The sequence below is a fragment of the Telmatobacter sp. DSM 110680 genome, assembly GCF_039994875.1.
In the GTDB taxonomy this organism is placed as follows: domain Bacteria; phylum Acidobacteriota; class Terriglobia; order Terriglobales; family Acidobacteriaceae; genus Telmatobacter.
Window position 1 is genome coordinate 1,057,052 of the sequence record NZ_CP121196.1, and the last position, 26,580, is coordinate 1,083,631.

Genomic DNA, 26,580 nt, shown 5'->3' on the forward strand with positions numbered 1-26,580 from the left:
TTCTATTTTCGCAGAAGAGCGGCTACTGCAGGCCGCCGCTCGGTGCAGGCGCCGTGGGCTGTGATGGCGGCCGGGCGGGCAACGTTGGATTGGGAGTCGAAGTCTTCAGGGCTTCCAGGTTGCTCTGTACCTTCTGCCACTTGCCCGGATCCTTCTTTGCATCGCTCGGCACCGCTGCGTTCGCATAGAAATCGAGGATGTTCTTCTGCAGCGGAGTTGTCAGCTGGTCGAATTTCTTATCGACCAGCTGCGCCAATAGCTTGGCATAGACATCGTCCGCCAGAATGTACTCGCCGGCGATGGTAGCCTTACCGCTGTCAAGATCGTTGTCGGCCAGCTTGAGTTGCTTTGAATGAGATTCCTTGAGCAACGAGCCGTACTTGTCGACCGTCTGATTGATGCTGGTGAAGTAGAGATTCTCTGTTTTGGGTGTGGGGATGTTGAAATCCAAAGCTTTGAGCGGACCCACTTTGGGCAGCACACGCAGAATCACAGAGAGCAAACGCACCCCGAATCCGGCATGTTGATAATTCTTCCCCCAGGATTTTTCGTAGTCCGCACGCTTGAGGCGATAAATGAACTTTTGCTTCTGGAAGTTCGGCACCTCGCGCATGATCTCCTTTTTGTGCGTTCGAAGGGCTACCTGCGTCATGTGCGGAATGAGGGAGCTGACCGAGTAACGAAATGAGCCGATAGCCAAGTCTTCATGGGGCAGCACGTCTTTCAGTTCAACTCCATACACGACCGGGAACACGCGTTCGAGAAGATCTTTGGACACTTCGAAGCCAATGAAGTCGTGATACTGCTGAGGTGCGTAGCGCTCCTTGGCGACCTGCGCCATGTCGAATCCGAATTCGGTGCGAATGTGCGCGGTTTTGTCTTGAGCGTAGAGAACGAACGGACCAAAACGTGCGCGAAGCTTGGGATAGGTGAGAGAGACGGCTTGGTTCACGGCTGGATGACCGGTGATGTCCGCGGTGTAATGCGACAACGCGCCGAGAGCAAAAGCGTACTCATCGGCCGTCTGGCTCTCCTTGATCAATTCAGCAACGAAGTCTCCGCTGCGGACGTAGTGCACCAGATCGCTGAACTCTTTATTGCCGAAGGGATAGTAGCCCATGTCCTGAATCACGGCACCGCCGTATGCGTAGGCGTGAGCTTCGCGCATCTGATCATCGGTGAGACCGGGATAGCGGGCAAGGATCATGGGACGAAGCTGATCGTTCCAGAGCAGGTCAATGATCTCTTCGTGCGTCAAAACGGAATAGGCGTGCGAAGGCGCGCTGCTAATGAGAAGGACGAGCAGAACCGCGAATGCTCGGATTGTCGCAAAGAGGGGAGTTAGACAGAGGGTTTTGCGGAAGTTGAATAATCTAAGCATTTATCGATCTTTCTAAAACAGAAAAACAACTTCGTGATTTAAACGATAGTCTTTTCAATTGGATGCCTTACGGGAGACTGGCGTTGTACCCTTCAGGGACGTATCTCAACCGGGGTGTTGATGGGAACCAGCTTCCAGACCTCATCCATCTCTTCATCGGTGACAGCGATGCATCCGAGTGTCCAGTCGTAGAGGCGATGGCGGGCGCCGATCCATCCTTTTCCATTTGGCAAGCCGTGAATCATGATGGCGCCGCCCGGACGCACTCCGAGTTTGGCAGCGCGCTTGCGATCTTCAGGATTGGGATAGGAAACGTGCAGAGCCTTGTAGTAGGAACTGTGTTCGAACTTTGCGTCGATGATGTAGTGGCCCTCCGGTGTGCGGGCGTCGCCTTCGCGCTGCTTGGGAGCGAGGCCGCCGCTGCCCAGCGCGACCTTGTAAGCACGCATAACCTTTCCGCCGGCCAGAAGCTCCATCAAGTGATCTTTCTTCAGGATCAGGATCGAATCAGCCTTTTCAAGCTTCTGCGCAGTAGAATCAGTCCGATTGCCAGCAAAAGCCGTCGCTGCAAATGCGCAGAGAACCAGGAAACATCCGCGGACGAGAAGACGCTTTAGTCGGGTTGAGCTCGGGCGGAAACGCATGCGGACACTGTAAACCATTCTTCTGCCATGGAAAACGGACGGATGGTTACTTGGCGGCGGTCATGCAACTCGTGTAAAACAAGCGACGGGGCGCAACAAGGCGCGACTTGATCTTACCGTCACTTCAACGTGAACAAACTCTTCCCCAATCCGAAGGCTGCGCTGGAGGGAATCGTACGCGATGGCATGTTGCTCGCGGTGGGCGGCTTCGGGCTTTGCGGAATTCCCGAGGAACTGATTCTTGCTTTGCGCGACACAGGCGTACGCGGCCTGACGGTCGCCAGCAATAACGCCGGTGTTGATGGTGCCGGGCTGGGGTTGCTGCTGGCAACGCACCAGATCAAGAAGATGATTTCAAGTTACGTCGGCGAGAACGCGGAGTTTGAGCGGCAATTCCTGTCGGGAGAGATTGAGGTGGAGTTCAGTCCGCAGGGTACCTTGGCGGAACGCATGCGAGCAGGCGGCGCGGGCATTCCCGGGTTCTACACGCGTACTGGAGTCGGCACCATCATCGCCGAAGGAAAAGAGCACAAGGACTTCGACGGCAAAACGTACATTCTTGAGCGTGGGATTGTGGCGGACCTGGCGCTGGTGAAGGCATGGAAGGCTGATCTGGATGGGAACCTGATCTATCGCCGGACCGCGCGCAACTTCAATCCCAATGCAGCGACGTGCGGCAGGGTCACGGTTGCTGAAGTGGAAGAAATCGTTCAGCCCGGTGAACTCGATCCGGACGAGATTCACACGCCGGGTATCTTTGTTCATCGGCTGCTTCACATCCCTCATCCAGTCAAGCGGATCGAGAAGAAGACCACGAGGGAGGGTTGATGCGCATGGGCTGGACACGCAACCAGATGGCTGCACGTGCCGCAAAGGAGTTGCAGGATGGCTACTATGTCAACCTGGGCATCGGCATCCCTACGCTGGTTGCCAATTACATTCCGCAGGGAATTACTGTAACCCTGCAATCGGAAAACGGACTGCTGGGTATGGGACCTTATCCCCTGGTGTCGGAGTTGGATGCCGATCTCATCAACGCCGGCAAGGAGACCGTTACGTTCGTGCCGGGAGCCTCGACGTTTTCTAGCGCCGATTCGTTCGCGATGATCCGTGGCGGGCACATTGATCTGGCAATTCTGGGTGCGATGCAGGTGTCAGAACGGGGCGATCTGGCCAACTGGATGATTCCCGGGAAGCGCGTCAAAGGCATGGGCGGGGCCATGGATCTTGTGTCAGGCGTTCGCCGCGTAATCGTGCTGATGGAACACAATACACCCGATGGCGGTATGAAGCTGTTGCGCGAATGTACATTGCCCTTGACGGGAAGCGCAGCTGTACACCGCATCATCACCGATCTTTGCGTTCTCGATGTAACTCAAAGCGGGTTTGAGGCATTCGAAATGGCAGATGGCGTGACGCGCGACATAGTGGAAATGCGCAGCGATGCTCCGATTCATTTTCGCTGAGTTAGCGTTTCCAAACGGGCTTTCTCTTTTCAAGAAATGCGGAGACACCTTCGCGGAAATCTGCCGTCTCGCGCGACTCTGCATTGGCTTGCATAGCGGCTACGATAGCGGCGTCAAGCCACGCTCGGTTTTGTGCGGCAAGCAACTGTTTGGTTGCGCTTATCGATTCAGTGCTGTTGCACATCAATGATTTCGCCAAGGCGATCGCGCGGGGCGCTAGTTCTTCACGCTCGACAATTTCATTGACCAAACCCAGGTGTAGCGCTTCCGTCGCACCGAACAGGCGACCGGTAAGAAGCAGGTCGCGGCAACGCTTGTCGCCAACCTGAAGCGCCAGAAATGCTGAGACCAGGGCTGGAACGAAGCCGATGCGAACCTCTGTGAAGCCGAAGCGGGCAGCGGGGGTGGCGAGGGTGAAGTCGCAGAGAGTTGCCAGCCCGGTCCCTCCTGCAATCGCAGGCCCGTTAACGGCGGCAATGGTCGGTACGGGCAACTCATAGAGCGCAACGAAAAGCCGGGCGAGCCGTTCGGCATCTGCGCGATGTTCCGCTGCCGTTTTGTCACGCATCGCCTGCAATTCAGAGAGATCAAGTCCGGAGCAGAACGCATCTCCCGCGCCGGTGAGAATCAAGGCGCAGCATCGGGTCGCGGCAGTATCCTCGAATACGCTGATCAACTCTGTCTGCATCTCCTGGGTCATCGCATTGCGGCGATCAGGACGATTCAGGGTGACTACGCGAATGGGGTGGCTTTCCTTTAACAGGATCGTTTTATAGTTCACGTTCCGCTCCTAATCGCAATCTCATTGGACGACCGAACCAAAGCTGCTTGAAATCTCACTATTGGTCACGATCAAAGAATCGAAAGATCCGAGTTCGGGCAAACTGGCACCATGCGCACGGAGTTCGGCGACAAGAAGTTCCGTGGGTATATTGCCGACCATAATGTCCTGCGCGAAGGGACAGCCGCCCAGCCCACCGATTGCGGAATCGAATCGACGGCATCCTGATTGAAAGGCAGCTCGAACTCGTTTTGCGGCTTCAAGCGGGCGCGCATGCAGGTGCACACCGATTTCAATGCTGTCGAATTCTTTGATCACCGTCGAAAGCACGTCTGTAATCTGCTCAGGGTGGGCTAGTCCAACCGTGTCAGCGAGTGAGATTTCAGTGATTCTGCAGTCGGCGATCAGTTCGCAAGCCTGCAATACTTCATCGATGCTCCACAGATCTCCATACGGATTGCCGAAAGCCATCGAGACGTACGCGACCACATTGCGGCCTTCGTCGGCTGCAATCATTTGAATTCTCTGCAACATGTCCAGCGACTCTTCCAGTGTCTGGCGCTGATTGCGGCGAAGAAATTCAGGCGAGATGGAATAAGGGAACCCCAGAGTTGTAACGGTATCAGTTGCCACAGCCCTCAACGCGCCCTTTTCGTTGACCACGATGCCAATGATTTCGACATCGGCCAGCGGGGACAACTGCGAAAGAACCTGTTCCGAATCGGCCATCTGGGGAACCGCTGCGGGGGAGACGAAACTCACCGCATCAATGTGGCGAAATCCGGCATCGATGAGCTTGCGAAGATATCCTGCCTTAATTTCAGGCGAGATATGGCCGGGCAGACCCTGCCATGCATCTCGTGGGCACTCGACAATTTTGACAGTGTCGCTCATTTTATTAAATCTGCGCCACGAATCTCGGCGGCCGAGAAGGCAACGCCGATTGTTCGCTAGCCGCGTGACGGATAAACCTTGAGAATTTCCCTTGCAATCACCATACGCTGAATCTCGCTGGTTCCCTCGCCGATGGTGCATAGCTTTACGTCACGATAATACTTCTCGGCGGGGTAGTCTTTGATAAACCCGTAACCGCCAAATAATTGCACGGCATCATCACAGATGCGCACTGCAACTTCGCTCGAGAATAGTTTGGCCATCGACGATTCGCGCGTGACCTTGCGGCCTGAATCCTTGAGCACGGCAGCGCGCTGGGTGAGCAGGCGCGCGGCATCAAGCTCTGTAGCCATATCTGCCAGCTTCCATTGGATACCCTGAAACTCGGCGATCGCTTTGCCGAACTGCTTTCGCTCCTTGACGTATTTGAGGGCTGCGTCCAGTGCGCCGCGCCCGATTCCCAGCGCCAGGGCGGCGATGGAGATGCGGCCACCGTCGAGTACGCGCATGGCGTCGATGAACCCTTCGCCTTCGGCACCGAGCAGATTTTCTTCCGGGATTTCGCAGTCCTCAAAAATTAGTTCGCTGGTATCGCTGGCGCGCAGTCCGAGCTTGTTCTCTTTTTTGCCCGGGCGGAATCCCTTCGTGCCCTTCTCCACGACGAATGCGGAGAGGCCGTGCGTGCCCTTGCTCTTATCGGTCGAAGCGATGACCACGGCGAGATCGGCGTAGTGGCCATTGGTGATGAAGGTCTTGTTGCCATTGAGCACGTAGCGATCGCCTTTTTTGATCGCGGTAGTGCGCGAATTGCTGGCGTCGGAGCCTGCTCCTGGCTCGGTCAATCCCCATGCTGCGAGCCATTCGCCGCTCGCCAGCTTCGAAACGTACTTTCTCTTCTGCGCTTCGTTTCCGGCAAGGAAAATGTGATTGGTGCCCAGCGAGTTGTGCGCGGCAACAATGATGCCGATGGACCCGTCCACGGCAGACAGTTCTTCAATCGCGAGAACATAATCGACATACCCGAGGCCCGAGCCACCGTACTCGGGCGGGAAGATGACGCCGAGTAGGCCCATCTGGCCAAGCTTCTTCACGACCTCAAGAGGGAATTCGCTGGCCTCGTCCCACTTCATCACGTTCGGGGCTATCTCTCGCGCGGCAAAGTCGCGTATCTCGCGACGAAGCTGTTCCTGCTCCTCTGTCAACACGAAGGGGTACAGGCTTGGATTGGTTTCGAGCGCAACGCTCATGGGTTTGGCTCCTTTGCGTCCGAGGGCCGACGCCAGCCTTGGCTGCTAAATGGATAAGATGCCGATTGACGAAGTTCAGAACATTTCCCTAGGCAACTACTCAGGTCTGCAGCACTCCGGGGTTGAACCTAGGGATATCAGGATTCATGCAACAAGCCTCAAGGGCGGTGATCAGAACGTCTCGCGTCTTTGCAGGATCAATGATTGCATCGATCCACAGGCGCGCTGCACCGTAACGGGGATCAGCTTGCGCGTCATAAGTATTCTTGATCTCGTCGTAAAGGGCTTTTCTTTCCTCCTCGGAAAGCACCTTGCCCCCCCTCTCTACCTGCTTTGCGCGGACCTCTGCTAAAGTTCCTGCAGCAGATGCGCCGCTCATTACGGCATAGCGAGCAGTTGGCCACGCGAACATGAATCGCGGGTCGTAGGCCTTGCCGCACATCGCATAGTGTCCTGCCCCGAAGCTTCCGCCGATGATGACGCTAATCTTGGGAACAACACTCGTACTGACAGCCGAAACCATCTTTGCGCCAGCGCGAATGATGCCGGACCACTCCGCATCCTTGCCCACCATAAAGCCATTTACATCGTGCAGAAAGATCAGCGGGACGAGGTTCTGATTGCAGTCCATGATGAAGCGGGCAGCTTTCTGCGCGCCCTCGGTATAGATGACGCCGCCCACTTCAATTCGCTTCGCGCCGGCCGATGGGCCCATGGCGACGATCTGATTTTGATTGGTCTTCTGATTGGCGACAATGCCGACCGCACGGCCGCCGATGCGCGCATATCCGCAAAGAACCGTACGGCCAAATTCCTCTTTGTACTCATCGAATTCACTTCGGTCGACGATGCGCGCGATTACCTCTCGCATGTCATAGACGTTGCTGGTCCCCGGCGCGGGGTTTAAGAGACCGTAAACATCTTCGATGGAATACCTTGGCGCGTCGTGCTTCGCATCATAGGGAGTTCGGCTAAATCGCTCTGTCGATGCGTTTGCCGGCGAGCGATCGCCGAACTTGTCGACCAGGGACCGCAGGCGCAAGATGCAGTGGTGGTCGTCTGGTTCCTTGAAGTCTACGGTGCCTGAGATCTCGGCATGCATGGCGGCGCCGCCGAGTTCCTCGGGATTAGTTTTCTGGCCGATCGCGGCTTGGACAAGCGAAGGGCCTGCGAGGAACAGCCCTGAACCTTCTGTCATCAGAACTGTATCGGTCATTACAGGGAGATAAGCGCCTCCGGCAACGCACATTCCCATAATCGCCGTGATCTGGGGAATGCCGAGCGAACTCATCACTGCATTGTTGCGAAAGACGCGCCCGAAATCGTCTGTATCTGGAAAGACATCTTCCTGTAACGGCAGGAATACTCCCGCAGAATCCACCAGGTAAAGCGTGGGGATGTGGTTCTCGAGCGCAATATTCTGCGCATGGATAACCTTCTTGGCCGTCATGGGGAAGAAGGCTCCGGCTTTTACCGTCGCGTCATTCGCGATGATCATGCAAAGCCGCCCGCATACGCGGCCCAGCCCGGTGACGACTCCCGCTCCAGGCGCGCCTCCGTATTCGGTGTACATTTCGTACGCGGCCCAGAGTCCCAGCTCGAGGAAATCGCTCTCCGGGTCCAGCAGCAACTTCATCCGTTCACGAACAGTAAGTCTCTTCTTCGCGTGCTGGGCTGCCTCAGCCTTTGCGCCTCCGCCCAGCCGGATGGTTTCTTCCTGAGAACGAATGGTGGCGAGCAATTCTTGCAGTGCGGTCCGGTTTGCCTTGGCGCGGGGCGACTGGGGATCAAAGCTGGATTCGATCGCGTTTTGAAGTTTCGAGCTTTCGGCCATTCTTCACTCACACAAACTTGCAGACTATAGCATCTTGGATGGTATCGGCGTCCAGATGGTCTTACGCATGAATGAACTACACCAAAATCCTAGACGGCCTTTTTTGAACGCGCGCCACGCCAGTAAAGAAACAGTCCGATAAGGATGGATGCAGCGGTTCCGCCGACTAACTGTAACTCGAATGAGGCAGTCGTCGTTTCTCCCGGCGGGAAGAACGACAAGATAATTCCGATCAGGACTACAAGGAATCCAAGGGAACCGCAAATCCACACTCCGGCAACTCCTCCTGGCACAAGCACTGCATGCGAATTCTCTCTTCGATCTTTCCGTGTGGAGAGTCGGATGACGGCGGCAAACATGTACAGGAACGGAATGAAGTAAAGAATGATCGCTGCGCTGACAACAAGTTGATATCCGACCAGGATGCTCTTCGACTGTATCTGGCTTAGAACAAGAATTGTCCCGGACAGGACGGCCTGCACCAGGATCGAGATATACGGTGTCTTCCACTTCGGATGAATCTTGCCGAACGCAGCGGGAAGATAGCGATCAATTCCCACGACAAAGGGCACACGCGCTATTCCCGCGACCGTGCTTCCCACTCCGCCGGCATTTCCTACCGTCACCAGCATGGCTGCCAGCACCCCGAGCAGGCCGATCTTCAAGACCATGGATCCTGCTGTGATGGCGCTGAATACGCCGCTCTGAGGATCAATGCTGGCGGCCGGCAAAAGAGCAAGAATCGCAAAGGTCCCGCCGATATACATCAGGGCGATCAATGCGCCCGCACCAAAAACGGCACGCGGGAGTGTTCGCCTTGGGTCACGCACTTCTTCACTCATCGCCGAGACAAGCTCAAGCCCCGTGAAAGCGAATGCGATCTGCGACCAGAAATTTACGGTGTTCCAGTTCCACGCGGGCAGCATGTTCTGCACGGTGAAGTGTGTGGCAGAACCGCGTTTGAAGACCACGATGACAGCGACAAGCGCGAGAATCAGAAGCGGAACGTAGGTGCCGACTCCACCGGCATTCTGCAGCCACTTGCCGATGTTCAGCCCAATGATGTTCAGGATGACGGCAACCAGCAGCAAGCCCAGCGAGACACTCAACAGGAAGGTGCGGTCCTGGGCGAGTTGTGCGCCCCGTCCGCCGATGATGTAGGCGGCCATGGAAGCGCTGGCCAGAAGCAGGCCGGGGAAATAGAAGACCGTGTAGATCCAGTAGGTCCATCCAGCGACAAATCCGTGGAAGTCTCCGAAGGCTTCTTTCGACCAGGCGTACAAGCCGCCTTCTTCAGGAAAGCGCGAGGAAAGCTCGTTGATGACGAGCGCGCCGGGCACGAAGAAGAAGACAGCGGCGATCACCCACAGGCTGATTGACGATGTCCCGTTGTGACCAGCGGCTGCGATCCAGCGCGGGCCGAGGACCGTCGCGATGTTGAACAACAGCACGTCCCAGAAGCCCATCGTTTTGCGAAGCTGCGACTTCGTGTCCTGAGGAGGGGGCGCCGGGATTGTCATCGTGCCACCCGGACGTGCGCATAGTTGTCGTCGTACATAAGCGATCATCATAGTGGCGCTTTGTTCAAGCGCACAAATGGCAGACGCTCGTCAGCGGACCGCGAGAGGAAATCTTTCCCGGATCTCGTAGCGCGAACCTCCTGAACCGAGGAACGCTTCGTAGAGAAGAAACTCTCTGGCGGTGAAGGCGGGGAACCTTTCATTGCCTTTGATTTTGGTTTTGAGCTGCCGAAGGACGCGCGTGCGCGCGCCTCCTTTTGCGCGGGCCAGGGTGATATGCGGATGAAAGGGACGATCCTCAGCAACAAATCCGCATTGGACCGTCGCGGCGACAATCTGCTTTTGCAGTTGCGCCAGTTCGGGAGAATCGCTTACCCCGGCGAAAAATATCCCTGCCCGATCGAAGAAACCCGTGCCGTCGATGTGGACTTGGAATTCCGGCGAACTTACTTCTTTCAAGTGCGCGAGAAGGCACGCGTATGTTGTTTCAGAAGTCTCGCCGAGAAATTGCAGAGTGATGTGCCAGGATTGTGGCGAACTCCAGCGGAAGCCGTCCTCAGTGGATCGCAAGCTCTGCGAAAGTCCCGCAAGCGCATCGACAACTTCTGGAGACAACGGAATTCCGATAAAGAGACGCATCAACAGCCTTCAATCAAAGGTACTTCGCAAACGACTCAACTTGCTTCGCTTGGTGGTTACGGCGTTCCACGGGGGACGATAAGACCGTGGAAGTTGAGGTGGCCCCGAGCGCGGAGAGCCGGTCGATCAGTGTCTCCAGGTGGCGGATGGAAACGACGTCTGCCTCAATGACGAACGATTCGGCACCCGTGATGCGATGGCAGCGACTGATCTCGCTCAGTTCTTTCAGCGCTGAAACCGTTCGGCTGATCTGCAATTCGCCGCCGGGAATGGTGAGGCGCACCAGGACGCGGATCGGAACTCCGAGTTTCGCGCTATCGAGGCAAGCGTGGTATCCGGTGATGACGCCGGCCTCTTCAAGACGGTGAACCCGCTCCGCGACCGCAGGAGTCGAGAGCCCGATCTTCCTGCCGAGTTCGGCGAACGAAACGCGGGCGTTTTCTTGCAAAGCCTCCAAGATTCTCCAGGCGATCGCATCGAGGTCAATTCTGTTGGGCACCGTCTTATGAGCCATCAGCCAGCAATCCTTAGGTTGCTTACCTATTATGCTTAATGACCTTAAGTTTCAGGCTGCCTTTTTCCCGGAAATGCCATTTTCAGTGCTATCGAGCGGGCCTATCTTAACGTTCAGCCGGGAAATTTCCCCTTTGCTCCCCCATGTCCCGGCACAGGAGGTCTCCGCATGAGCGCAACGGTGCACTCTGCCCCCGCACATCTTGGTTCGCAGCCCACTACCGAATCGATTCCCACTGGACACGACTTTCTTCCGCTCAAGGGCACCGACCACGTGGAGTTCTACGTCGGCAATGCTCGTCAGTCTGCGTATTTTTATCGAGCCGCATTTGGCATGTCTCTAGTGGCCTATGCGGGACCAGAGACAGGTCAGCGCGATCGCTCCTCCTACGTGCTCCAGCAGGGCAAAATCCGCTTCGTGCTTACGACTCCTCTCCGCGGAGGAAACGCAATTGCGGAGCATGTCGGCCGTCACGGCGATGGGGTGAAGGTGATCGCGCTCTGGGTGGATGATGCGCGCAAGGCCTGGACCGAGACCACCAGCCGTGGAGCAGCGAGCGTAGCTCAGCCCTATGTGCTCGCCGATGAGCGAGGACAGGTGGTGATGTCGAGCATCCGGACCTACGGCGATACGATTCACACCTTCGTGGAGCGCACGAACTATTCCGGAGCATTTCTTCCCGGCTATCGTGCCGTGGAAAGCGACAAGATCGCGCGTCCCACGGGGCTGATTCATATCGACCACATGGTCGGGAATGTGGGCTGGCACGAGATGGACGAGTGGGTTAAGTTCTACGCGAATGTGATGGGTTTCTCCCTCTACCAGCACTTCGACGACAAGGACATCTCCACCGAATACTCCGCATTGATGTCAAAGGTTATGGCGAACGGCAACGGCTACGTGAAGTTCCCCATCAACGAGCCGGCTGAGGGTAAGCGGAAGTCGCAGATCGAAGAGTACCTCGAATTTTATGGCGGCGCAGGCGTGCAACACATAGCGCTGGCCACCAACGACATTCTGCACACGGTAAGCAAGCTCAGCGAGCAGGGCATCGAGTTTCTGCACGTGCCGCACACGTATTACACCGAGTTGCAGAGCCGTGTGGGAAAGATCGACGAGCCTACCGAGGAGTTGGAGAGGCTGGGCATCCTTGTTGATCGCGATCCTGAGGGCTACATGCTGCAGATATTCACGCGCCCGGTGGAGGATCGGCCGACTTTGTTTTTTGAGATTATTCAGCGCAAAGGTAGTCGCAGTTTCGGCAAAGGGAACTTCAAGGCGCTGTTTGAAGCGATCGAACGGGAACAACAAGCTCGGGGCAATCTCTAGCGTCGCGGAGGGATGAGATGAAAACCGAAACGCTATTCGTTGCGGCGCCGTACTTGATCGAACAGGATTACGCCGCGTACACCGATGAACAGCACGCGGTGTGGGCGGAACTCGTCGGCAGGGTGCTTCCGGAGTTGGAGAAGCACGCGTCGCGCGCCTACCTGGACGGCTTCCAGATCATCGGCCTGCAGAAGGACCGGCTACCGCGACTGGAGTCAATCAGCGCACGGCTCGAGCCAAGGACGGGCTGGAACTCAACACCGGTCAACGGATTTCTTCCCGCACCGGCGTTCTTCGAGATGCTGGCAGCTCGCCGGTTTCCGACCACAACGTGGTTGCGGAGCCGGGAGTCGCTCGAATACACGCCGGAACCGGATATCTTTCACGACGTTTTCGGCCATGTTCCCATGCATGCCAACAAGGTCTTCGCGGAATTTCTCGCGCAGTATGGCCGCGTTTGTGCATCGATTGATGATGAGGCAGTCCTCGAAAAGCTGGGGCGATTGTTCTGGTACACCGTGGAGTTTGGTCTGATTCGCGAGGGAGAAGAAATTAAGGTATACGGCAGCGGCTTGATCAGTTCTCATGGTGAATGCAAGAACGTCATTGACGGTCACTGCGCCGTGCATGAATTCTCACTGGACGAAGTGCTCAGCACTCCGGTAAAGGTGGATGAGTTGCACAAGCTTCTCTTTGCGGTGGAAAGCTTTGATCAGATATACGAAGCCATGCACGAGGCGGAGCACCGCGCGAAGCAGAAAACGTTGTGAAAGGTCAGCAGCATGCCCGATGAGATCCTGTACCAGTCCGGCTTTGGAAACGAATTTGCCACGGAAGCAATCGCCGGCGGATTGCCGCAGGGCCAGAACGCGCCGCAGAAGCATCCTCTCGGGCTTTACACCGAGCAGTTCAGCGGAACTCCGTTCACCGCACCGCGAGCGACGAACAGGCGCACCTGGACTTACCGGATTCGTCCTTCCGTAACGCATCGTCCTTACGAAGAGATTCCCACCAAGCTGATTCGCAGTGGGCCATTTCTTGAGGTTCCAACGTCGCCAAATCAGCTTCGCTGGGATCCGTTGCCGGTTCCGAAGGAGAAGACAGACTTTGTAGACGGCATTGTGACGCTGGGCGGCAACGGCGATCCAGCCATGCAACTTGGGGTGGCAATTCATATTTACGCCGCTAATGCCTCAATGGAAGACCGCTTCTTCTACACCGCCGACGGGGAGCTTCTGATCGTTCCGCAACTGGGAGCGCTGCGTTTTCACACGGAACTTGGAATTCTTGAAGCAGTGCCCGGCGAGATTTGCGTGATTCCGCGCGGCGTGAAGTTCCGCGTGGTTCTGAAAGAGAAGCAGGCTCGCGGATACATCTGCGAGAACTACAGCCTGCCTTTTCGACTGCCCGAGCTCGGAGCGATTGGAGCCAACGGCCTGGCTAATCCCCGTGACTTCAAAGCGCCGGTTGCCGCCTTTGAAGATCGCGATGGAGACTTTCGAATCACCTCGAAATTTCTGGGCCGTCTCTGGTCTGCGGTTATCGATCACTCTCCGCTCGACGTCGTGGCATGGCACGGTAACTACGCGCCTTATAAGTATGATCTTGCCCTGTTCAACTGCATCAATACGGTTTCCTTCGACCATCCCGATCCCTCAATTTATACGGTGCTTAGTGCGCCATCCAACGTTCCCGGCACTGCCAATTGCGACTTCGCGATCTTCCCGCCGCGATGGATGGTTGCGGAGCATACGTTCAGGCCGCCATGGTTCCACCGCAACCTGATGAATGAATTCATGGGCCTGGTCATCGGCGCCTACGATGCGAAGGCCGAAGGCTTCGTGCCCGGCGGGGCAAGCCTGCATAACTGCATGGCGGGGCATGGGCCAGACGCCGAAACGTTCGAAAGAGCCACTGCGGCGGATTTAAAGCCACACTATCTCGCCAACACTCTCGCGTTCATGTTTGAAACACAGTTGGTTGTCCGTCCTACTGAATTCGCGATGAATGCTCGTATCCTGCAGCACGAGTATTTCGAATGCTGGCAAGGATTGAAGAAACACTTCAAGCAGACTGCGCAGGCTAAGTCGAAAAAGAAATGACCGCTGTCCAAACGTTGCTGGCAGGACTGTTTGACTACGCAGGCCTCTATCCGCCCGCGAGCCTCAGCTTGCAGGCGGCCGCCAACAATTATCTGGAATATAGGCGCGGCCAACACTCTTCCGCTCTGGGACGCTTCATCTTGAACATGGATCGTCTCGACGAGTTTCGTTCCGTCGCTGGCGATTCTATGAAAGACTTCAAACTCAGTGTGATCGCCAGTGAAGATGCTGATTGGGCGTCGCTGAGCGCGCAGCTCAGATCCGGGCTGCCCATTGATGCGGTTGAAGTCAAATGTGGTGACGCCCATCGAATCGAACGCATCTCCAATGAAATCCCGCGTGGCCTCGAAACGTACTTTGAAGTGCCCATGGGTGCATGTGCCCGACCTGCTCTCATGGCCATCCGGGCTGCGGGCGCGCGCGCAAAACTTAGAATGGGCGGTGTTGTTCCAGCTGCAATTCCGTCGGTGATCGATGTCGTAGAGACGCTGAAGACCCTCGCTGAGCTTCGGATTCCATTTAAAGCAACCGCTGGGTTGCATCATCCTTTCCGGTCAACGCAGCCATTGACCTATCAGCCTCAATGCCCAACAGCGGTGACGCATGGATTTATGAATCTGTATGGTGCCTCGACGCTCTCGCACTTCGGTGCGAGCATCGATGAAACAGTGCTTATGCTGGCGGAAGAGGTTTCATCTACATGGAGCGTCGGTGAAGACTCCATGAGTTGGCGCGATCGCTCCTGGACAACGGAACAGATCGCAATGGTTCGCCAGACCTTTTTTATCAGCATTGGAAGCTGCTCTTTCGAAGAGCCGATCCGCGATTTACAGTCTTTAGGATGGCTATGAGCAGCTGGGTTGAGAGCGCCAATCAGGCGGATTGCGATTTTCCTCTGGAGAATCTGCCCTATGGCGTGTTTCGTCACGGGGAGCACACAGCCATCGGTGTCGCTATTGGCGATCAGGTTCTCGATCTACGTGCCTGCGCACAAGAACTTTTAGCGGAAATTCGGCAGGACACTCTCGCGGCGTGCTCGCAAGAATCTCTGAACGCCCTGATGGGTCTTGGGCCATCCGCATGGTCAATGATCCGCTCACGGGTGATGGCACTCCTTGATAAAGATTGTGCCGATCTCGACACGCAAGCGCGGGTGAAGCCGCTTCTGATCCCAATGAATGATGTTGAGATGCAAATCCCTGCGCACATCGGAGACTACACCGATTTTTACGCTTCCATCCATCATGCGACGAGAGTCGGAAAGCTGTTCCGTCCAGACAACCCATTACTCCCAAACTACAAGTATGTCCCGATCGGCTACCACGGACGTGCGTCATCTATCGTTGTGAGTGGCCACGACATTCGCAGGCCCAGCGGCCAAACCAAACCAGCTTCCGTTGCCGAACCTGTCTTTGGGCCATCGCATTCTCTCGACTACGAACTCGAAGTCGGCATATTTGTCGGTCCTGGCAATACGCTCGGGCAATCCATTCCGATTGACCAAGCCGAGCAGCACATCTTCGGCCTCTGCCTCGTCAATGACTGGTCTGCACGCGATATTCAATCATGGGAATATCAACCTCTTGGACCGTTTCTGGCGAAAAACTTCGCGACGACTATCTCGCCTTGGATCATTCCCATGGAGGCACTCGCGCCTTATCGCGTTTCGTTGCCGGCTCGGCCTGTCGGCGATCCGGCACCGCTTCCTTATTTGGTAAACGATGATCTCATCCACGCAGGCATTGACATAACCCTCGCGGTTTACCTGCAGTCTGAACGGATGTGTCACAACGGGATTGCACCGGTGCGGGTCAGCAAGGGCAATCTTCGGGATCTTTACTGGAGTCCCGCACAGCTGCTTGCGCACCACGCAAGCGGCGGCTGCAATCTGCGCCCGGGCGACTTACTCGCCACCGGCACGATTTCCGGTCCGGAAGAAGGCTCTGAAGGATGCATGCTCGAGATGAAGCATAGACGCGAGTTGCTTCGGCTGCCTACGGGCGAGACGCGCATGTTCCTCGAAGATGGCGACCAGGTCACGTTTCGAGGGTATTGTGAGAGGCCAAGCTTGCCCCGGATCGGCTTCGGAGAGTGTACAGGACGGATCATTCCTTCCAGCGTGGCAAACCAGTTCCAGCGTTGATAGTGAACACCCTAGCAATACCACGACGGATGACTGCCGTTGTCGCTTATGTCAAACTTAAGCAGTGGGATAAGCAGCCCAAGAAGGGCCTGTAGCTCAACGGTTAGAGCAGGGGACTCATAATCCCTTGGTTGGGGGTTCGAATCCCTCCGGGCCCACCACATTATCTTTCCAATCATGATCGGCGGCCGAACACCTTGCGGCCGGGCTGGTCTTGGGCAGGTCGTTGCTGCCCCCTTATACTCAAGCCAACGCATGTCTACTCGACTGGACAGGATTATTGCCACTACGCGAGCGAGTGTCGCTGCGGCGAAGGAGCGCGTCTCGGCGTCCGAGCTGAATCGGATGGCCGCGTTGCATCAGCCTCGCGGCTGGGTCGCCGCGCTCCGTCAACGATCCTTGTCTGAGCCGGCAATGATTGCCGAGATCAAGAAGGCCTCTCCATCCAAAGGCTTGATTCGTGCAGACTTCGACGTTTCCTGGTTGGCGCAAAGCTATGAGAGAGGCGGGGCGGCTGCGCTCTCAATTCTGACCGATGAGCCCTTCTTCCAGGGAAGCCTGCGCAACCTTGAACTCGGCTCTCGCGCGGTGAGTCTGCCCTGCTTGCGCAAGGATTTTACGGTCGACGAATATCAAATCATTGAAGCTCGCGCGCATTGTGCAGATGCGATTCTGCTGATCGTGGCCGCGCTCACCGGTGACGAACTGAAGCGATTCGCAGCGGCGGCGCACGAGCATTCTCTCGATGTGCTGGTGGAAGTTCACACCGCGGACGAGCTCGGACGGGTGCTCGATGCGATTGGCGATGGTGCGGACGCCATCGGCGTTAACAATCGCGACTTGAAGACTTTTGAAGTTTGCATGGAAACGTCTTTAGGACTCGCAGGCCGGATTCCCGCGTCCTTCGTTCGTGTGGCCGAGAGCGGAATCTCGACCTCGGAAGACATAGACCGGCTGCGTGCGGCCGGGTTTGATGCTTTTCTTATTGGGGAGAGCCTGATGCGGCAGGCCGATCCGGGGCTGGCCCTTGCCGCTCTGCTTGCGGGCACTAGAGTCGCGCGATGAGTCTCTGGATCAAGATTTGCGGAAACACGTCGGTCGAGGATGCTCTGCTGTCTGCCGAGGCTGGAGCCGATGCGGTCGGCTTTGTCTTTGCGCAGAGTCCGCGGCGAGTGACGGCAGAGACGGTGGCAAGCATCGCTGGTCGATTACCGAAGTCGGTTGAAAAGATCGGCATCTTTGTTGATGCAACGTTCGAACAGATTGCAACTACGGTGCGCGAGAGCGGACTGACGGGTGTTCAGCTGCACATCGACTCAACCCCGGACATGGCGAAGAGGCTGCGCGAGGAGTTTGGCCCTGCGCTGCGCATTCTGCGTGTTCTACATTATGCAGACGGTATCGGGGAGGTGGCAGTGCACATTTCCAGGGACACCAATATTGATGCCCTCCTCCTTGACTCGCGAACGGCGGAGGCTGTGGGCGGCACCGGGCTTACTTTTGACTGGAAGTCAGCCGGAAAGAGCCTCTCTAGAAATCCGGAAGTGTCTCATCGGCTTGTGGTTGCCGGCGGATTAAAGCCGGCGAATGTGGCCGACGCGATCTCGACTCTTCGTCCATGGGGAGTCGACGTGGTATCAGGAGTTGAAGTGTCACCGGGTCGCAAGGATGCTGGAAAAGTCCGAGACTTCATTGCGATCGCGCGCTCTGCCAGTGCCAGACTGGCATGAGACGGATACGCACCGTCCGCTTTCGCCACCCTGTAAACTGAACTAGACGGACTCACTCGCAGAGTTTGCAGGAGGCAGCACCCCATGTCATCAGTCGTTCTTCCAGCGAGCCCTTCGGAATCGCGTCCCGGACGCTTTGGCGCTTACGGCGGACGTTATGTTCCGGAGACGCTGATGGCGGCCCTTCTCGAACTGGAACACGAGTACGAGCTAGCTAAGGCCGATGCAGCTTTCCAAGCAGAGTTGGCCGATCTGCTGAAAGACTTTGCTGGCCGTCCGACTCCGCTCTACTTTGCCAAGCGGCTCACGTATGAACTAGGCGGCGCCAAAATCTACCTGAAGCGTGAAGACCTGCTTCACACGGGTGCACACAAGATCAACAACGCGCTCGGCCAGGGACTGCTCGCGAGGCGCATGGGCAAGAAACGGATCATCGCCGAAACCGGCGCCGGACAACACGGGGTTGCTACCGCGACGGTGTGCGCGCTTCTCGGGATGGAATGCGTCGTCTACATGGGCGACGTAGACATGGAGCGCCAGGAGCTGAACGTCCTGCGTATGCGGTTGCTCGGGGCTGAAGTGCGCGGCGTCTCCTCCGGCTCAAAGACACTGAAGGACGCTATCAGCGAGGCGATGCGCGATTGGGTCACCAATGTCCGTACGACTCACTATCTGCTGGGCAGCGCACTAGGCGCGCATCCTTACCCGACGATGGTCCGCGATTTTCATCGTTGTATCAGCATTGAAATGAAGCAGCAGATTCTGGAGAGGGAAGGCCGTCTGCCTACCGCTGTGATCGCCTGTGTCGGCGGCGGCTCGAATGCCATCGGCGCATTCTATGAATTCATTCCTGATCGCCAAGTTCGGCTGATTGGGGTTGAGGCGGGTGGACGCGGCACCGAACTGGGCGAGCATGCAGCGCGTTTTCGCGGAGGAGTTCCAGGCGTTCTGCAAGGCACATTTTCCTACGTGCTGCAGGATGAAAACGGCCAGATCGCGAATACGCACTCGGTATCGGCAGGTCTCGACTATGCGTCCATCGGTCCCGAGCACGCGGCGTTGCACGATTCAGGACGCGCAGAGTACGTTTCGCAGGATGATGCAGCCACGCTTGACGCATTAGTGAAATTGGCTCGGACAGAAGGCATTCTGCCGGCGCTCGAAAGCGCGCATGCGGTCGCGGAGTGCCTGCGAATGGCTCCGACACTTTCTCCGCGTGACATACTGGTTGTAAATCTCTCGGGACGCGGCGATAAGGATATGGGCATCATTGCCCGCGAACTCAAGCTCGGGGAGCCTAACGCAACATAATGGCACTCGCTTTCAATCACAAACCGGGCCTGGTCGTATATCTGACGGCCGGCGATCCCAGTGTCGAAGCCACGCTCGCGATTGCGCTGGAGGCCATCGACGCCGGTGCGGATGTGATTGAACTCGGGGTTCCTTTCAGTGATCCCTTGGCCGACGGTCCCGTGATCCAGCGTGCGAGCGAACGGGCCGTGGCCCGTGGCACCCGGATGCGCGATGTTCTCAAAATTGCGAGCGAAATTCGCAAAGCTCGACCGAACGCCGGCTTGGTTATCTTTACCTATCTGAACCCAATTCTCCGCTACGGATGCACGCGCTTTGTCGATGATGCAAAGGCTGGTGGCGCCGATGGGGTTCTAATCATCGACATGATTGTCGAGGAGGCGGACGAGTATCTTGCCGAGATGGATCGGGCGGGGCTGGCGCCAATTTTTCTGGCAGCGCCCACGAGTCCCGACGAACGGCTGAAGAATATCGCGGCTCACGCCAGGGGCTTCATCTATGCCATCTCGCGCGTCGGGATCACAGGCAAACAGCAGAGCATGACTTCGGATGCGGCAGCGCTGGCGACGCGGGTCCGGCGATGGTCCGAGCTGCCGGTGGCTGTGGGCTTTGGCATCTCCAGCGCGGAACATGTCGCGCAAGTGGCGGAGTTTGCGGATGCTGCGGTGATCGGCAGCGCGATTGTGGAGTTGATCGAGCGGTCTACTCCCGAAGCGGCACCCGGAGCCGTTGCACGATTTATCAAGGGTCTGCGCCTGCCCCAAGCGGCGCTGGCCCGGTAATTACGCGGTTCAGGGCGGCCCGCGATAGCGAAGCCGCTGATTCGGTTCAACTCTTGTTCCCACGCACCTGGCGGTTCGGCTTCATGACACGCCGGCACCGGTGCTTACGAGGATGGAATGACGCTGGAAGAATTGCGCAGCCAAATTGATGTTCTGGACCGCCAGCTAGTGGAATTGCTGAGCGAGCGGGCCCGTGCCGCTTTGATGATCGGTCATTTGAAAGTCGCGACCTCGCTGCCGGTATATGAGCCGGCACGCGAAAAGATCATCTATGCCAATGTGCGTGCCGCAAACAAAGGGCCGCTGCCCGACATCGAGTTGACGCATATCTACGAGCGCATCATCGACGTGATGCGGGCACTGCAAAGGAACGAGTTGGCTTCAGAGAGGAATGCCCTCAAGGGCCAAGGCACTGGCGCACCGTCAACCCAGCAATCCGTTGCTGGGGATACGGGATCTGCGCCCGAGACAGGGAAAGACAAATGATTGTTGCAATGCAGGAGATGGCCACCGAAGAGCAGATTGACTTCGTGATTGAGGTAATGGTGGAAGCCGGCGTCGGCGTTCATCGCACCACGGGCGCAACTCAAACTATTCTGGCGGGCGTCGGTCCTACGGCCACGATTGACCTGACCAAGTTTGAGAATCTGCCCGGCGTACTTCGCGTACATCGCATCAGCTCACCGTATAAATTGGCAGGACGAGGATTTCGGCCCGAAGGGACTGTCATTGAATTTGCCAACGGAGTGAAGCTTGGCGGCCAGCAAGTTGTCGTAATGGCCGGTCCCTGCTCCATTGAAAATGAAGCGCAGATCTTTGAGACAGCCAAGCGCGTAAAATCCGCCGGAGCCAGCTTTCTACGCGGCGGAGCATACAAGCCTCGCAGCTCGCCCTATGCTTTTCAAGGGATGGGCATTCCCGGACTGAAGCTGATGTACGATGCAGCACGCGCGCACGACCTTCTCGTTGTCAGCGAAGTTATGGAGATCGCGCAGATCGAACCGATGCTTCCCTATGTTGACTGCTTCCAGGTCGGTGCACGCAACATGCAGAACTTCAACCTGCTGCGTGAGCTCGGCGTGGCGCGCAAGCCGGTTCTTCTGAAACGCGGAATCGCCGCCACCATCGAAGAGTTACTCCTCTCAAGCGAATACATCATGTCGGGCGGCAACTACGATGTCATTCTATGCGAGCGCGGCATTCGCACTTATGAAACCGCAACCCGCAACACGATGGACATCTCTGCCATTCCGGTTGTGAAGAAGTTCTCGCATCTGCCAATCGTCGGCGATCCATCGCACGGTACCGGGCACCGCGACATGGTTGCACCATTAGCGCGAGCGGCCGTCGCGGCCGGAGCTGACGGGATTCTCGTCGAAGTCCATCCGAACGCCGATAAATCAGCGTCGGATGCGGCGCAAACGTTGTACCCGGATCAGTTCGAGAAATTGATGTCAGAACTGCGCTTGATTGCCAAGGCGGTTGGCCGCACGCTTTAAAGTGGAAAGAGTCCTGATGATGGAACGAGTCGCGATTCTAGGTACAGGCCTGCTGGGCACATCGGTAGGCCTTGCCCTGCGCGCGGCTGGGTTTCAGGGCTCAATCGTCGGATGGAATCGGAGCCGCGGCCAGGCAGAGACCGCGCTCGCGATGGGCGCCGTCGACTCCCTCGGTACAGATGCTGTCGCAACCGCGAAAGCAAGCCAGGTCGTGCTACTGGCGGTTCCCATTTTTGCCACGCTGGATCTGATGGAGCAACTGGCACCCGTGCTTGGTCCTGGACATCTTGTCACAGATGTCGGCAGTACCAAGACGCAGATCACCGAAGCTGCAGACCGCTTATACAACACGAGCGATCGCGCAGGTTTCCTTCCGGGCCATCCTATGGCGGGTAAGGAGCGCGGCGGTGCCGAGCTCAGCGATGCCAACCTGTTTCGCGGCGCGGTATGGCTGTTCACGGATTTTCCCGCATGGCAAAGATCCACTGAATCTGACGTCCTCGCGAGGAACTGGCGCGAGTGGGTTATCGCCATGGGCGCGCGAACTTTGGACCTCGGCCCTCAACGCCACGATGAGTTGGTAGCGTGGGTTAGTCATCTTCCGCAGTTCACCGCGACCGCTCTTAGCGCACTGCTTGAGCATGAGGTCGGTGAAGCTCCGGAATTGAGAGACGTAGGTGGCCGTGCACTGCGCGAAATGACACGGCTCGGTGCCAGTCCGTTTTCAATGTGGCGCGACATCGCTCATACGAATACTGAGGCTATTGTCGCCGCAATCGAAGCGCTTGAGCAGCGTTTGGCGCACATCCGTGAAAATTTGCGCACTCCCGAGCTACGCGACGAATTTGAAAAGGCGAACCGCTTTCGGCGCGAATAGAAGCAGGCCATGACGCCATTCATCTCTGGCCTGTAATCTGTCACCATGCGATTTCTCCTTCGCGATCTGCGCTTCGGCGTGCGCACGCTGACCAAGACTCCGCTGCTGACATTGGCTGTCTTGCTCACGCTCGCAATTGGAATAGGCGCCAATTCGGCAGTCTTTACAGTTGCAAATGCGGTACTGCTACGGCCCTTTCCTTTTCCCGCGCCTGAACAGATCGTCAGCATCACGTCAAGAGATGCCGCCAAGGAGAATGGCGGCACGCTTTTGCGCTACGAGTTGGTGCGCGATTACAACAAGTCGTTTCAGTCAGTGGCGGTGTGGACAAACGACAACTTGAATCTCACCGGAAACGGCGAGCCTACTGAGGTGCCAATTGCACGAATATCGCCAAGCATGTTGCCGATGCTCGATGTTCTACCGCAGCTGGGGCGTGTTTTTACGCAGGACGAGGGAACTCCGGCAGGACGGCCGGTCGCGATCCTCAGCAATGCAATCTGGAGAACGCGCTATCACGCCGACCCCGGTATCGTCGGATCCGTCGTTACGCTGGATTCGATTGCGACGACCGTGGTAGGTGTGCTGCCGGCGAACGCAAGATTCCCGTTCATGCCGAAGGCAGACATCTTCACCCCACGATACTTTGAACTTTCGCTGATGACTCCGCAGCGACTGCGGATGGGCGTCGGATATCTGAATATGATTGCGCGCCTCCGACCCGCAACTGACATTTTTGAAGCCAATAACGAATTGACATTACTCAATCAGCGCTACCGGGAACAAAACCCGACTGCTCCGGACGCTGCTCCCTCGACGCAGATGAAGGCAACGAGCCTGCGCGATGAGGTTGTCGGTGACGTGCGGCCCAAGGTGTTGATCCTGTCGGGCGCGGTAGTCGTAGTGCTACTGATTGCGTGCGCAAACGTCGCGAGTTTGTTGTTGTCACGTGCTCTGGCACGCAAGCGAGAAATCGCAACACGCGCCGCCCTCGGCGCGAGCCGGAGTGTCATTGTTCGCCAACTTCTTACCGAAAGCCTCCTGCTCGCCCTGGTCGCGGGCACTCTCGGCGTAGGGATCGGGTGGGCCGCCACTCGAGCTCTTGCAGTTTGGGGTGCATCCCAAATTCCCGAGGGTTTCCCGCTCACGCTTGATGGGCAAGTCCTCTTGTTCAGCGTCGCAATTTCGTTTCTCACAGGTATTGCATTTGGAATCTTTCCCGCATTGCAGCTTGCCCGCGTCGACTTGAACGCAACGCTTCGCTCCGAGGGACGGACCGCCTCGATCAGCCGTTCAGGATCGCGGGGAAAAGCGCTATTGGTCGTGATTCAAATCGCACTTTCATTGGTATTACTCATTGCGGCCGGACTTCTCTTGCGAAGCTTCAGCCTGTTATTGCGTGTTGATCCGGGCTTTGAAGCACATAACCTGCTGACGATGGATGTATCACTCTCGACCACAAAATACGCGAAGCCAGATCAACAGATTGCATTTTTCAACGACGTGCTACAACGCATATCTGCGCAACCCGGCATCCGTTCTGCAGCAATCTCCGCGACTCTGCCGCTAACGTTCAAGCGCATCACGCCCGTATTGGCGGATGGACAACCCGACGTACCGCTTGCTCAACGACCTTTCGTGGACATTGAAGCAATCAGCCCGCGCTGGTTCGAGACGATGCGCGTTCCGCTGCGGAGCGGGCGCACGTTTGCAAGCGACGATAATGCAAAGGCGCCTCCGGTGGTGATCGTGAATGAGACTTTTGCGCGTCAATACTGGCCCGGCCAGTCTGCAGTCGGCAAGAGGGTTGTGGTGGGACGAAGGCCCGAGCCCGCCCTTGTTGTTGGAGTTGCGGCAGACGTCAAGAATCAAGGCCTGCAGAAAGACTCGCTGGCGCAACTGTATCTGCCATTCGAGCAGTTACCGTGGAGCGACATGAACCTGCTGGTGAGGACTGATGTTCGTCCCACCGATGCTGTCGCGGCCATCCGAGCTCAGATTGCCGCTGTCGATGGCAATCAGCCAGTAAATGAGATACAGACTGCGGAAGAGTTGGTCGACGGCTCTCGCGCTCAGCCCCGGTTCGTAATGCTTCTTGTGGGCGGCTTTTCCGCAACGGCGCTGCTGCTTGCCATCGTTGGAGTTTACGGCGTATTGTCCTACTCTGTTGGCCAGCGCCGTCAAGAATTCGGCATTCGGCTTGCACTTGGCGCGAATCGAGCGAACATTCTACAGATGGTGATGAGGCAAGGACTCTTCATGGTGTTGGGCGGAATCACGACAGGATTGTGTGCGGCATTGATGCTGACCAGGTTTTTAGAGAACGTACTCTACAAAACCACCTCACGCGATCTAACCACTTTTGTCCTCGTGCCAGCCTTGTTTCTTTTGGTGGCAGTGTTTGCCACTTATCTTCCTGCCCGGCGCGCAATGAAAGTGGAGCCGGCGGAAACTCTCAGATGAAGAGATGAAGCGCTCAGGCAGTCTGTTCGACCGCTTCGATCTTGTCTTTTTCAGGATCGAGAGTCTGCATGCCCTCAGATTTCGCTGCTTCCAGCAACAGGGGCGCAGCCGAAACGAAGATGATCTCTGTTCCGCGGAACATTTCGCGCGCCACTAGCGCAGCTCCCAATTGCAGCGAATCGGTCCAGCGCAATTTTGTGCGGTCTAGTAGTTGTCTGGCAGATTCCAGCACTGCCGGATTCAGAGGCTCCTGCACCATGCGAGCAGCCTCAATGCGAAGAATCTCGAACGCAGCTGCGGCGTCGGCGGGAGTGATATCGCCCATTCGCTCGCGTTTGCGAATGGCAGCGTAGACCTCAAGCGGAGAGCTTGCAGCGATGAGTTTGCGATTGTCTTCGACGGTCTCCATCAGCCGGATCATTGCGTCAGTGCCGGCCTCCTGCACAAAGAGCTTGGCAAATGCCGTCGATTCGAGAAAGTAGCAGCTCAAAACTTTCCCCGCTCCTCTTGGATAGCTTCGCTGATCGACTCACCCTGCACCACCACCGGATGGAATCTCTGTGCTTCTTCGGGCACGCCGGCCTCGGCGCGATTCAACCGAATCGTCGTTGTGGGATAAGCGGGAGTTTTTGGATTTGCGATCTTGCTGGTAAGAACCACCCCTCGCTGGATGGCTTCGGCGAGTACGGCTTGTCTCGATTCCGGGTGCTGATTCCAGCGGAAGGCCTTGCGCGGTAAAAATGAATCGCGGAACCACTTCAGCGCTATGAAAGCGTGACCGCCGCGCTCTGCTTCGGCGAGCGCGGCGCAGAGTTCCTTAACGCGTGCATCGACGTCCGCCGGGAGCGCCGGCTCATCTTCGACCTCATCCTCAATGCTTTGCTCGAGCGAGGCTCGGGAAGCTCGACTCTGCCGTACAGGTCCGGCGGCATTTTCGTCGAGACGTTCGAAGTAGATACGGACCTCATCCTCTTCGGGCGACCAGCTTTCAGCCGAGGCATTGCGGCGCTTACTGCGTCCGTTTTCTCCACACAATTCCACGATCGCCTGGTATCCGGGAGGGGCGAGAAAGCGGAGCGCGCGCACTAAACCAGGGTCTTGAGAAAATGCCAGTTCACTCAAGGCTTCTTCAATAATCTCTTCGGCGTCGGGAACGGTCAGGTTGCTAATGTCTACGCTGCTTTGCACAGCTCGATTCGACTTCATATACAGTCTCCGTATAAATCTTCTTTAACTCACCCTCATCCCTCGGCACCCGGACGGAATCTAAGCCCGAGAGAATGATACTTGTTCGCGCGGAAAGGCGTCGGATGTGGCTCGAATTGAACCACTTGGCTTCCGGAGCGTGCGAAAGGGCTCTTGGCGGCTTTAGTTGTGCTGGAGCGTCCCGCTTGCCTTCTTTGCTTCTATGCGTGATACCCACG

26 protein-coding genes and 1 tRNA gene are annotated in these 26,580 nt (G+C 56.9%); 16 read left to right on the forward strand and 11 right to left on the reverse strand.

Annotation, left to right across the window (positions count from 1 at the left end; all coding sequences use genetic code 11):
- Window positions 1-22: 22 nt before the first annotated feature.
- Entirely contained in the window at window positions 23-1,381 is a 1,359-nt protein-coding gene (locus P8935_RS04190; protein ID WP_348263763.1) for a zinc dependent phospholipase C family protein, read from the reverse strand.
- A gap of 92 nt (window positions 1,382-1,473) precedes the next feature.
- Window positions 1,474-2,025 (reverse strand): L,D-transpeptidase family protein, encoded by a 552-nt coding sequence (locus P8935_RS04195; RefSeq protein WP_348263764.1) that lies wholly within the window; start codon window positions 2,023-2,025, stop codon window positions 1,474-1,476.
- A 129-nt stretch (window positions 2,026-2,154) separates the two neighbouring features.
- Here P8935_RS04195 and P8935_RS04200 point away from each other — a divergent pair, with 129 nt between their 5' ends.
- Together P8935_RS04200 and P8935_RS04205 are read left to right on the forward strand one after the other, a co-directional pair.
- Window positions 2,155-2,853, forward strand: a complete 699-nt coding sequence (locus tag P8935_RS04200) for a CoA transferase subunit A (protein ID WP_348263765.1) — start codon at window positions 2,155-2,157, stop codon at window positions 2,851-2,853.
- 5 nt (window positions 2,854-2,858) lie between these two features.
- Window positions 2,859-3,491 (forward strand): CoA transferase subunit B, encoded by a 633-nt coding sequence (locus P8935_RS04205; protein WP_348263766.1) that lies wholly within the window; start codon window positions 2,859-2,861, stop codon window positions 3,489-3,491.
- A gap of 1 nt (window position 3,492) precedes the next feature.
- On the opposite strand, the gene P8935_RS04210 is transcribed toward P8935_RS04205, so the two are convergent.
- The 7 genes from P8935_RS04210 to P8935_RS04240 form a co-directional block, all read right to left on the reverse strand.
- Window positions 3,493-4,272, reverse strand: coding sequence for an enoyl-CoA hydratase/isomerase family protein (locus tag P8935_RS04210; protein WP_348263767.1), 780 nt, complete (start codon window positions 4,270-4,272; stop codon window positions 3,493-3,495).
- Between the two features lie 21 nt (window positions 4,273-4,293).
- On the reverse strand, window positions 4,294-5,166 hold the full coding sequence (locus tag P8935_RS04215) for a hydroxymethylglutaryl-CoA lyase (protein WP_348263768.1): 873 nt from the start codon (window positions 5,164-5,166) through the stop codon (window positions 4,294-4,296).
- Between the two features lie 56 nt (window positions 5,167-5,222).
- Window positions 5,223-6,413: an acyl-CoA dehydrogenase gene (locus P8935_RS04220; protein ID WP_348263769.1), complete on the reverse strand. Its 1,191-nt coding sequence runs from the start codon at window positions 6,411-6,413 to the stop codon at window positions 5,223-5,225.
- 100 nt (window positions 6,414-6,513) lie between these two features.
- The gene (locus P8935_RS04225) at window positions 6,514-8,247 is read right to left on the reverse strand and encodes an acyl-CoA carboxylase subunit beta (RefSeq protein WP_348263770.1); all 1,734 of its coding nucleotides are present in this window, start codon (window positions 8,245-8,247) and stop codon (window positions 6,514-6,516) included.
- A gap of 89 nt (window positions 8,248-8,336) precedes the next feature.
- Entirely contained in the window at window positions 8,337-9,767 is a 1,431-nt protein-coding gene (locus P8935_RS04230) for an APC family permease (RefSeq protein ID WP_348263771.1), read from the reverse strand.
- Window positions 9,768-9,857: 90 nt separating this feature from the next.
- On the reverse strand, window positions 9,858-10,406 hold the full coding sequence (gene thpR / locus P8935_RS04235) for an RNA 2',3'-cyclic phosphodiesterase (protein ID WP_348263772.1): 549 nt from the start codon (window positions 10,404-10,406) through the stop codon (window positions 9,858-9,860).
- A 13-nt stretch (window positions 10,407-10,419) separates the two neighbouring features.
- Complete coding sequence (locus P8935_RS04240) at window positions 10,420-10,920, reverse strand: Lrp/AsnC family transcriptional regulator (RefSeq protein ID WP_348263773.1); 501 nt, start codon at window positions 10,918-10,920, stop codon at window positions 10,420-10,422.
- Window positions 10,921-11,088: 168 nt separating this feature from the next.
- Between P8935_RS04240 and hppD the strand changes: the two genes are divergently transcribed.
- From hppD to P8935_RS04310, 14 genes are all read left to right on the forward strand, one after another.
- Window positions 11,089-12,249: a 4-hydroxyphenylpyruvate dioxygenase gene (gene hppD / locus P8935_RS04245; protein ID WP_348263774.1), complete on the forward strand. Its 1,161-nt coding sequence runs from the start codon at window positions 11,089-11,091 to the stop codon at window positions 12,247-12,249.
- 17 nt (window positions 12,250-12,266) lie between these two features.
- A complete protein-coding gene (locus tag P8935_RS04250) occupies window positions 12,267-13,019 on the forward strand; it encodes a phenylalanine 4-monooxygenase (protein ID WP_348263775.1) in 753 nt (250 codons plus the stop codon).
- A 12-nt stretch (window positions 13,020-13,031) separates the two neighbouring features.
- Complete coding sequence (hmgA, locus tag P8935_RS04255; RefSeq protein ID WP_348263776.1) at window positions 13,032-14,351, forward strand: homogentisate 1,2-dioxygenase; 1,320 nt, start codon at window positions 13,032-13,034, stop codon at window positions 14,349-14,351.
- A complete protein-coding gene (locus P8935_RS04260; protein ID WP_348263777.1) occupies window positions 14,348-15,202 on the forward strand; it encodes a hypothetical protein in 855 nt (284 codons plus the stop codon). The genes hmgA and P8935_RS04260 overlap by 4 nt, the downstream gene beginning before the upstream one ends.
- Complete coding sequence (gene fahA / locus P8935_RS04265; RefSeq protein ID WP_348263778.1) at window positions 15,199-16,494, forward strand: fumarylacetoacetase; 1,296 nt, start codon at window positions 15,199-15,201, stop codon at window positions 16,492-16,494. The genes P8935_RS04260 and fahA overlap by 4 nt, the downstream gene beginning before the upstream one ends.
- A gap of 85 nt (window positions 16,495-16,579) precedes the next feature.
- A tRNA-Ile gene (locus P8935_RS04270) sits at window positions 16,580-16,655 on the forward strand.
- A 94-nt stretch (window positions 16,656-16,749) separates the two neighbouring features.
- A complete protein-coding gene (gene trpC / locus P8935_RS04275) occupies window positions 16,750-17,559 on the forward strand; it encodes an indole-3-glycerol phosphate synthase TrpC (RefSeq protein WP_348263779.1) in 810 nt (269 codons plus the stop codon).
- On the forward strand, window positions 17,556-18,224 hold the full coding sequence (locus P8935_RS04280; protein WP_348263780.1) for a phosphoribosylanthranilate isomerase: 669 nt from the start codon (window positions 17,556-17,558) through the stop codon (window positions 18,222-18,224). The genes trpC and P8935_RS04280 overlap by 4 nt, the downstream gene beginning before the upstream one ends.
- An 84-nt stretch (window positions 18,225-18,308) precedes the next feature.
- On the forward strand, window positions 18,309-19,535 hold the full coding sequence (gene trpB / locus P8935_RS04285) for a tryptophan synthase subunit beta (protein ID WP_348263781.1): 1,227 nt from the start codon (window positions 18,309-18,311) through the stop codon (window positions 19,533-19,535).
- Entirely contained in the window at window positions 19,535-20,317 is a 783-nt protein-coding gene (gene trpA, locus P8935_RS04290; protein ID WP_348263782.1) for a tryptophan synthase subunit alpha, read from the forward strand. The genes trpB and trpA overlap by 1 nt, the downstream gene beginning before the upstream one ends.
- Window positions 20,318-20,434: 117 nt before the next feature.
- The gene (locus P8935_RS04295; protein WP_348263783.1) at window positions 20,435-20,803 is read left to right on the forward strand and encodes a chorismate mutase; all 369 of its coding nucleotides are present in this window, start codon (window positions 20,435-20,437) and stop codon (window positions 20,801-20,803) included.
- Window positions 20,800-21,816, forward strand: a complete 1,017-nt coding sequence (aroF, locus tag P8935_RS04300) for a 3-deoxy-7-phosphoheptulonate synthase (RefSeq protein ID WP_348263784.1) — start codon at window positions 20,800-20,802, stop codon at window positions 21,814-21,816. Before P8935_RS04295 ends, aroF begins: the two co-directional genes overlap by 4 nt.
- Before the next feature lie 16 nt (window positions 21,817-21,832).
- On the forward strand, window positions 21,833-22,693 hold the full coding sequence (locus tag P8935_RS04305) for a prephenate dehydrogenase (protein ID WP_348263785.1): 861 nt from the start codon (window positions 21,833-21,835) through the stop codon (window positions 22,691-22,693).
- A 45-nt stretch (window positions 22,694-22,738) separates the two neighbouring features.
- Entirely contained in the window at window positions 22,739-25,156 is a 2,418-nt protein-coding gene (locus P8935_RS04310) for an ABC transporter permease (RefSeq protein WP_348263786.1), read from the forward strand.
- Between the two features lie 13 nt (window positions 25,157-25,169).
- Here P8935_RS04310 and P8935_RS04315 read toward each other — a convergent pair whose 3' ends face one another.
- Both P8935_RS04315 and P8935_RS04320 read right to left on the reverse strand, forming a co-directional pair.
- On the reverse strand, window positions 25,170-25,646 hold the full coding sequence (locus P8935_RS04315) for a type II toxin-antitoxin system VapC family toxin (RefSeq protein ID WP_348263787.1): 477 nt from the start codon (window positions 25,644-25,646) through the stop codon (window positions 25,170-25,172).
- The gene (locus P8935_RS04320; RefSeq protein WP_348263788.1) at window positions 25,643-26,362 is read right to left on the reverse strand and encodes a hypothetical protein; all 720 of its coding nucleotides are present in this window, start codon (window positions 26,360-26,362) and stop codon (window positions 25,643-25,645) included. Before P8935_RS04320 ends, P8935_RS04315 begins: the two co-directional genes overlap by 4 nt.
- Window positions 26,363-26,580 lie beyond the last annotated feature (218 nt).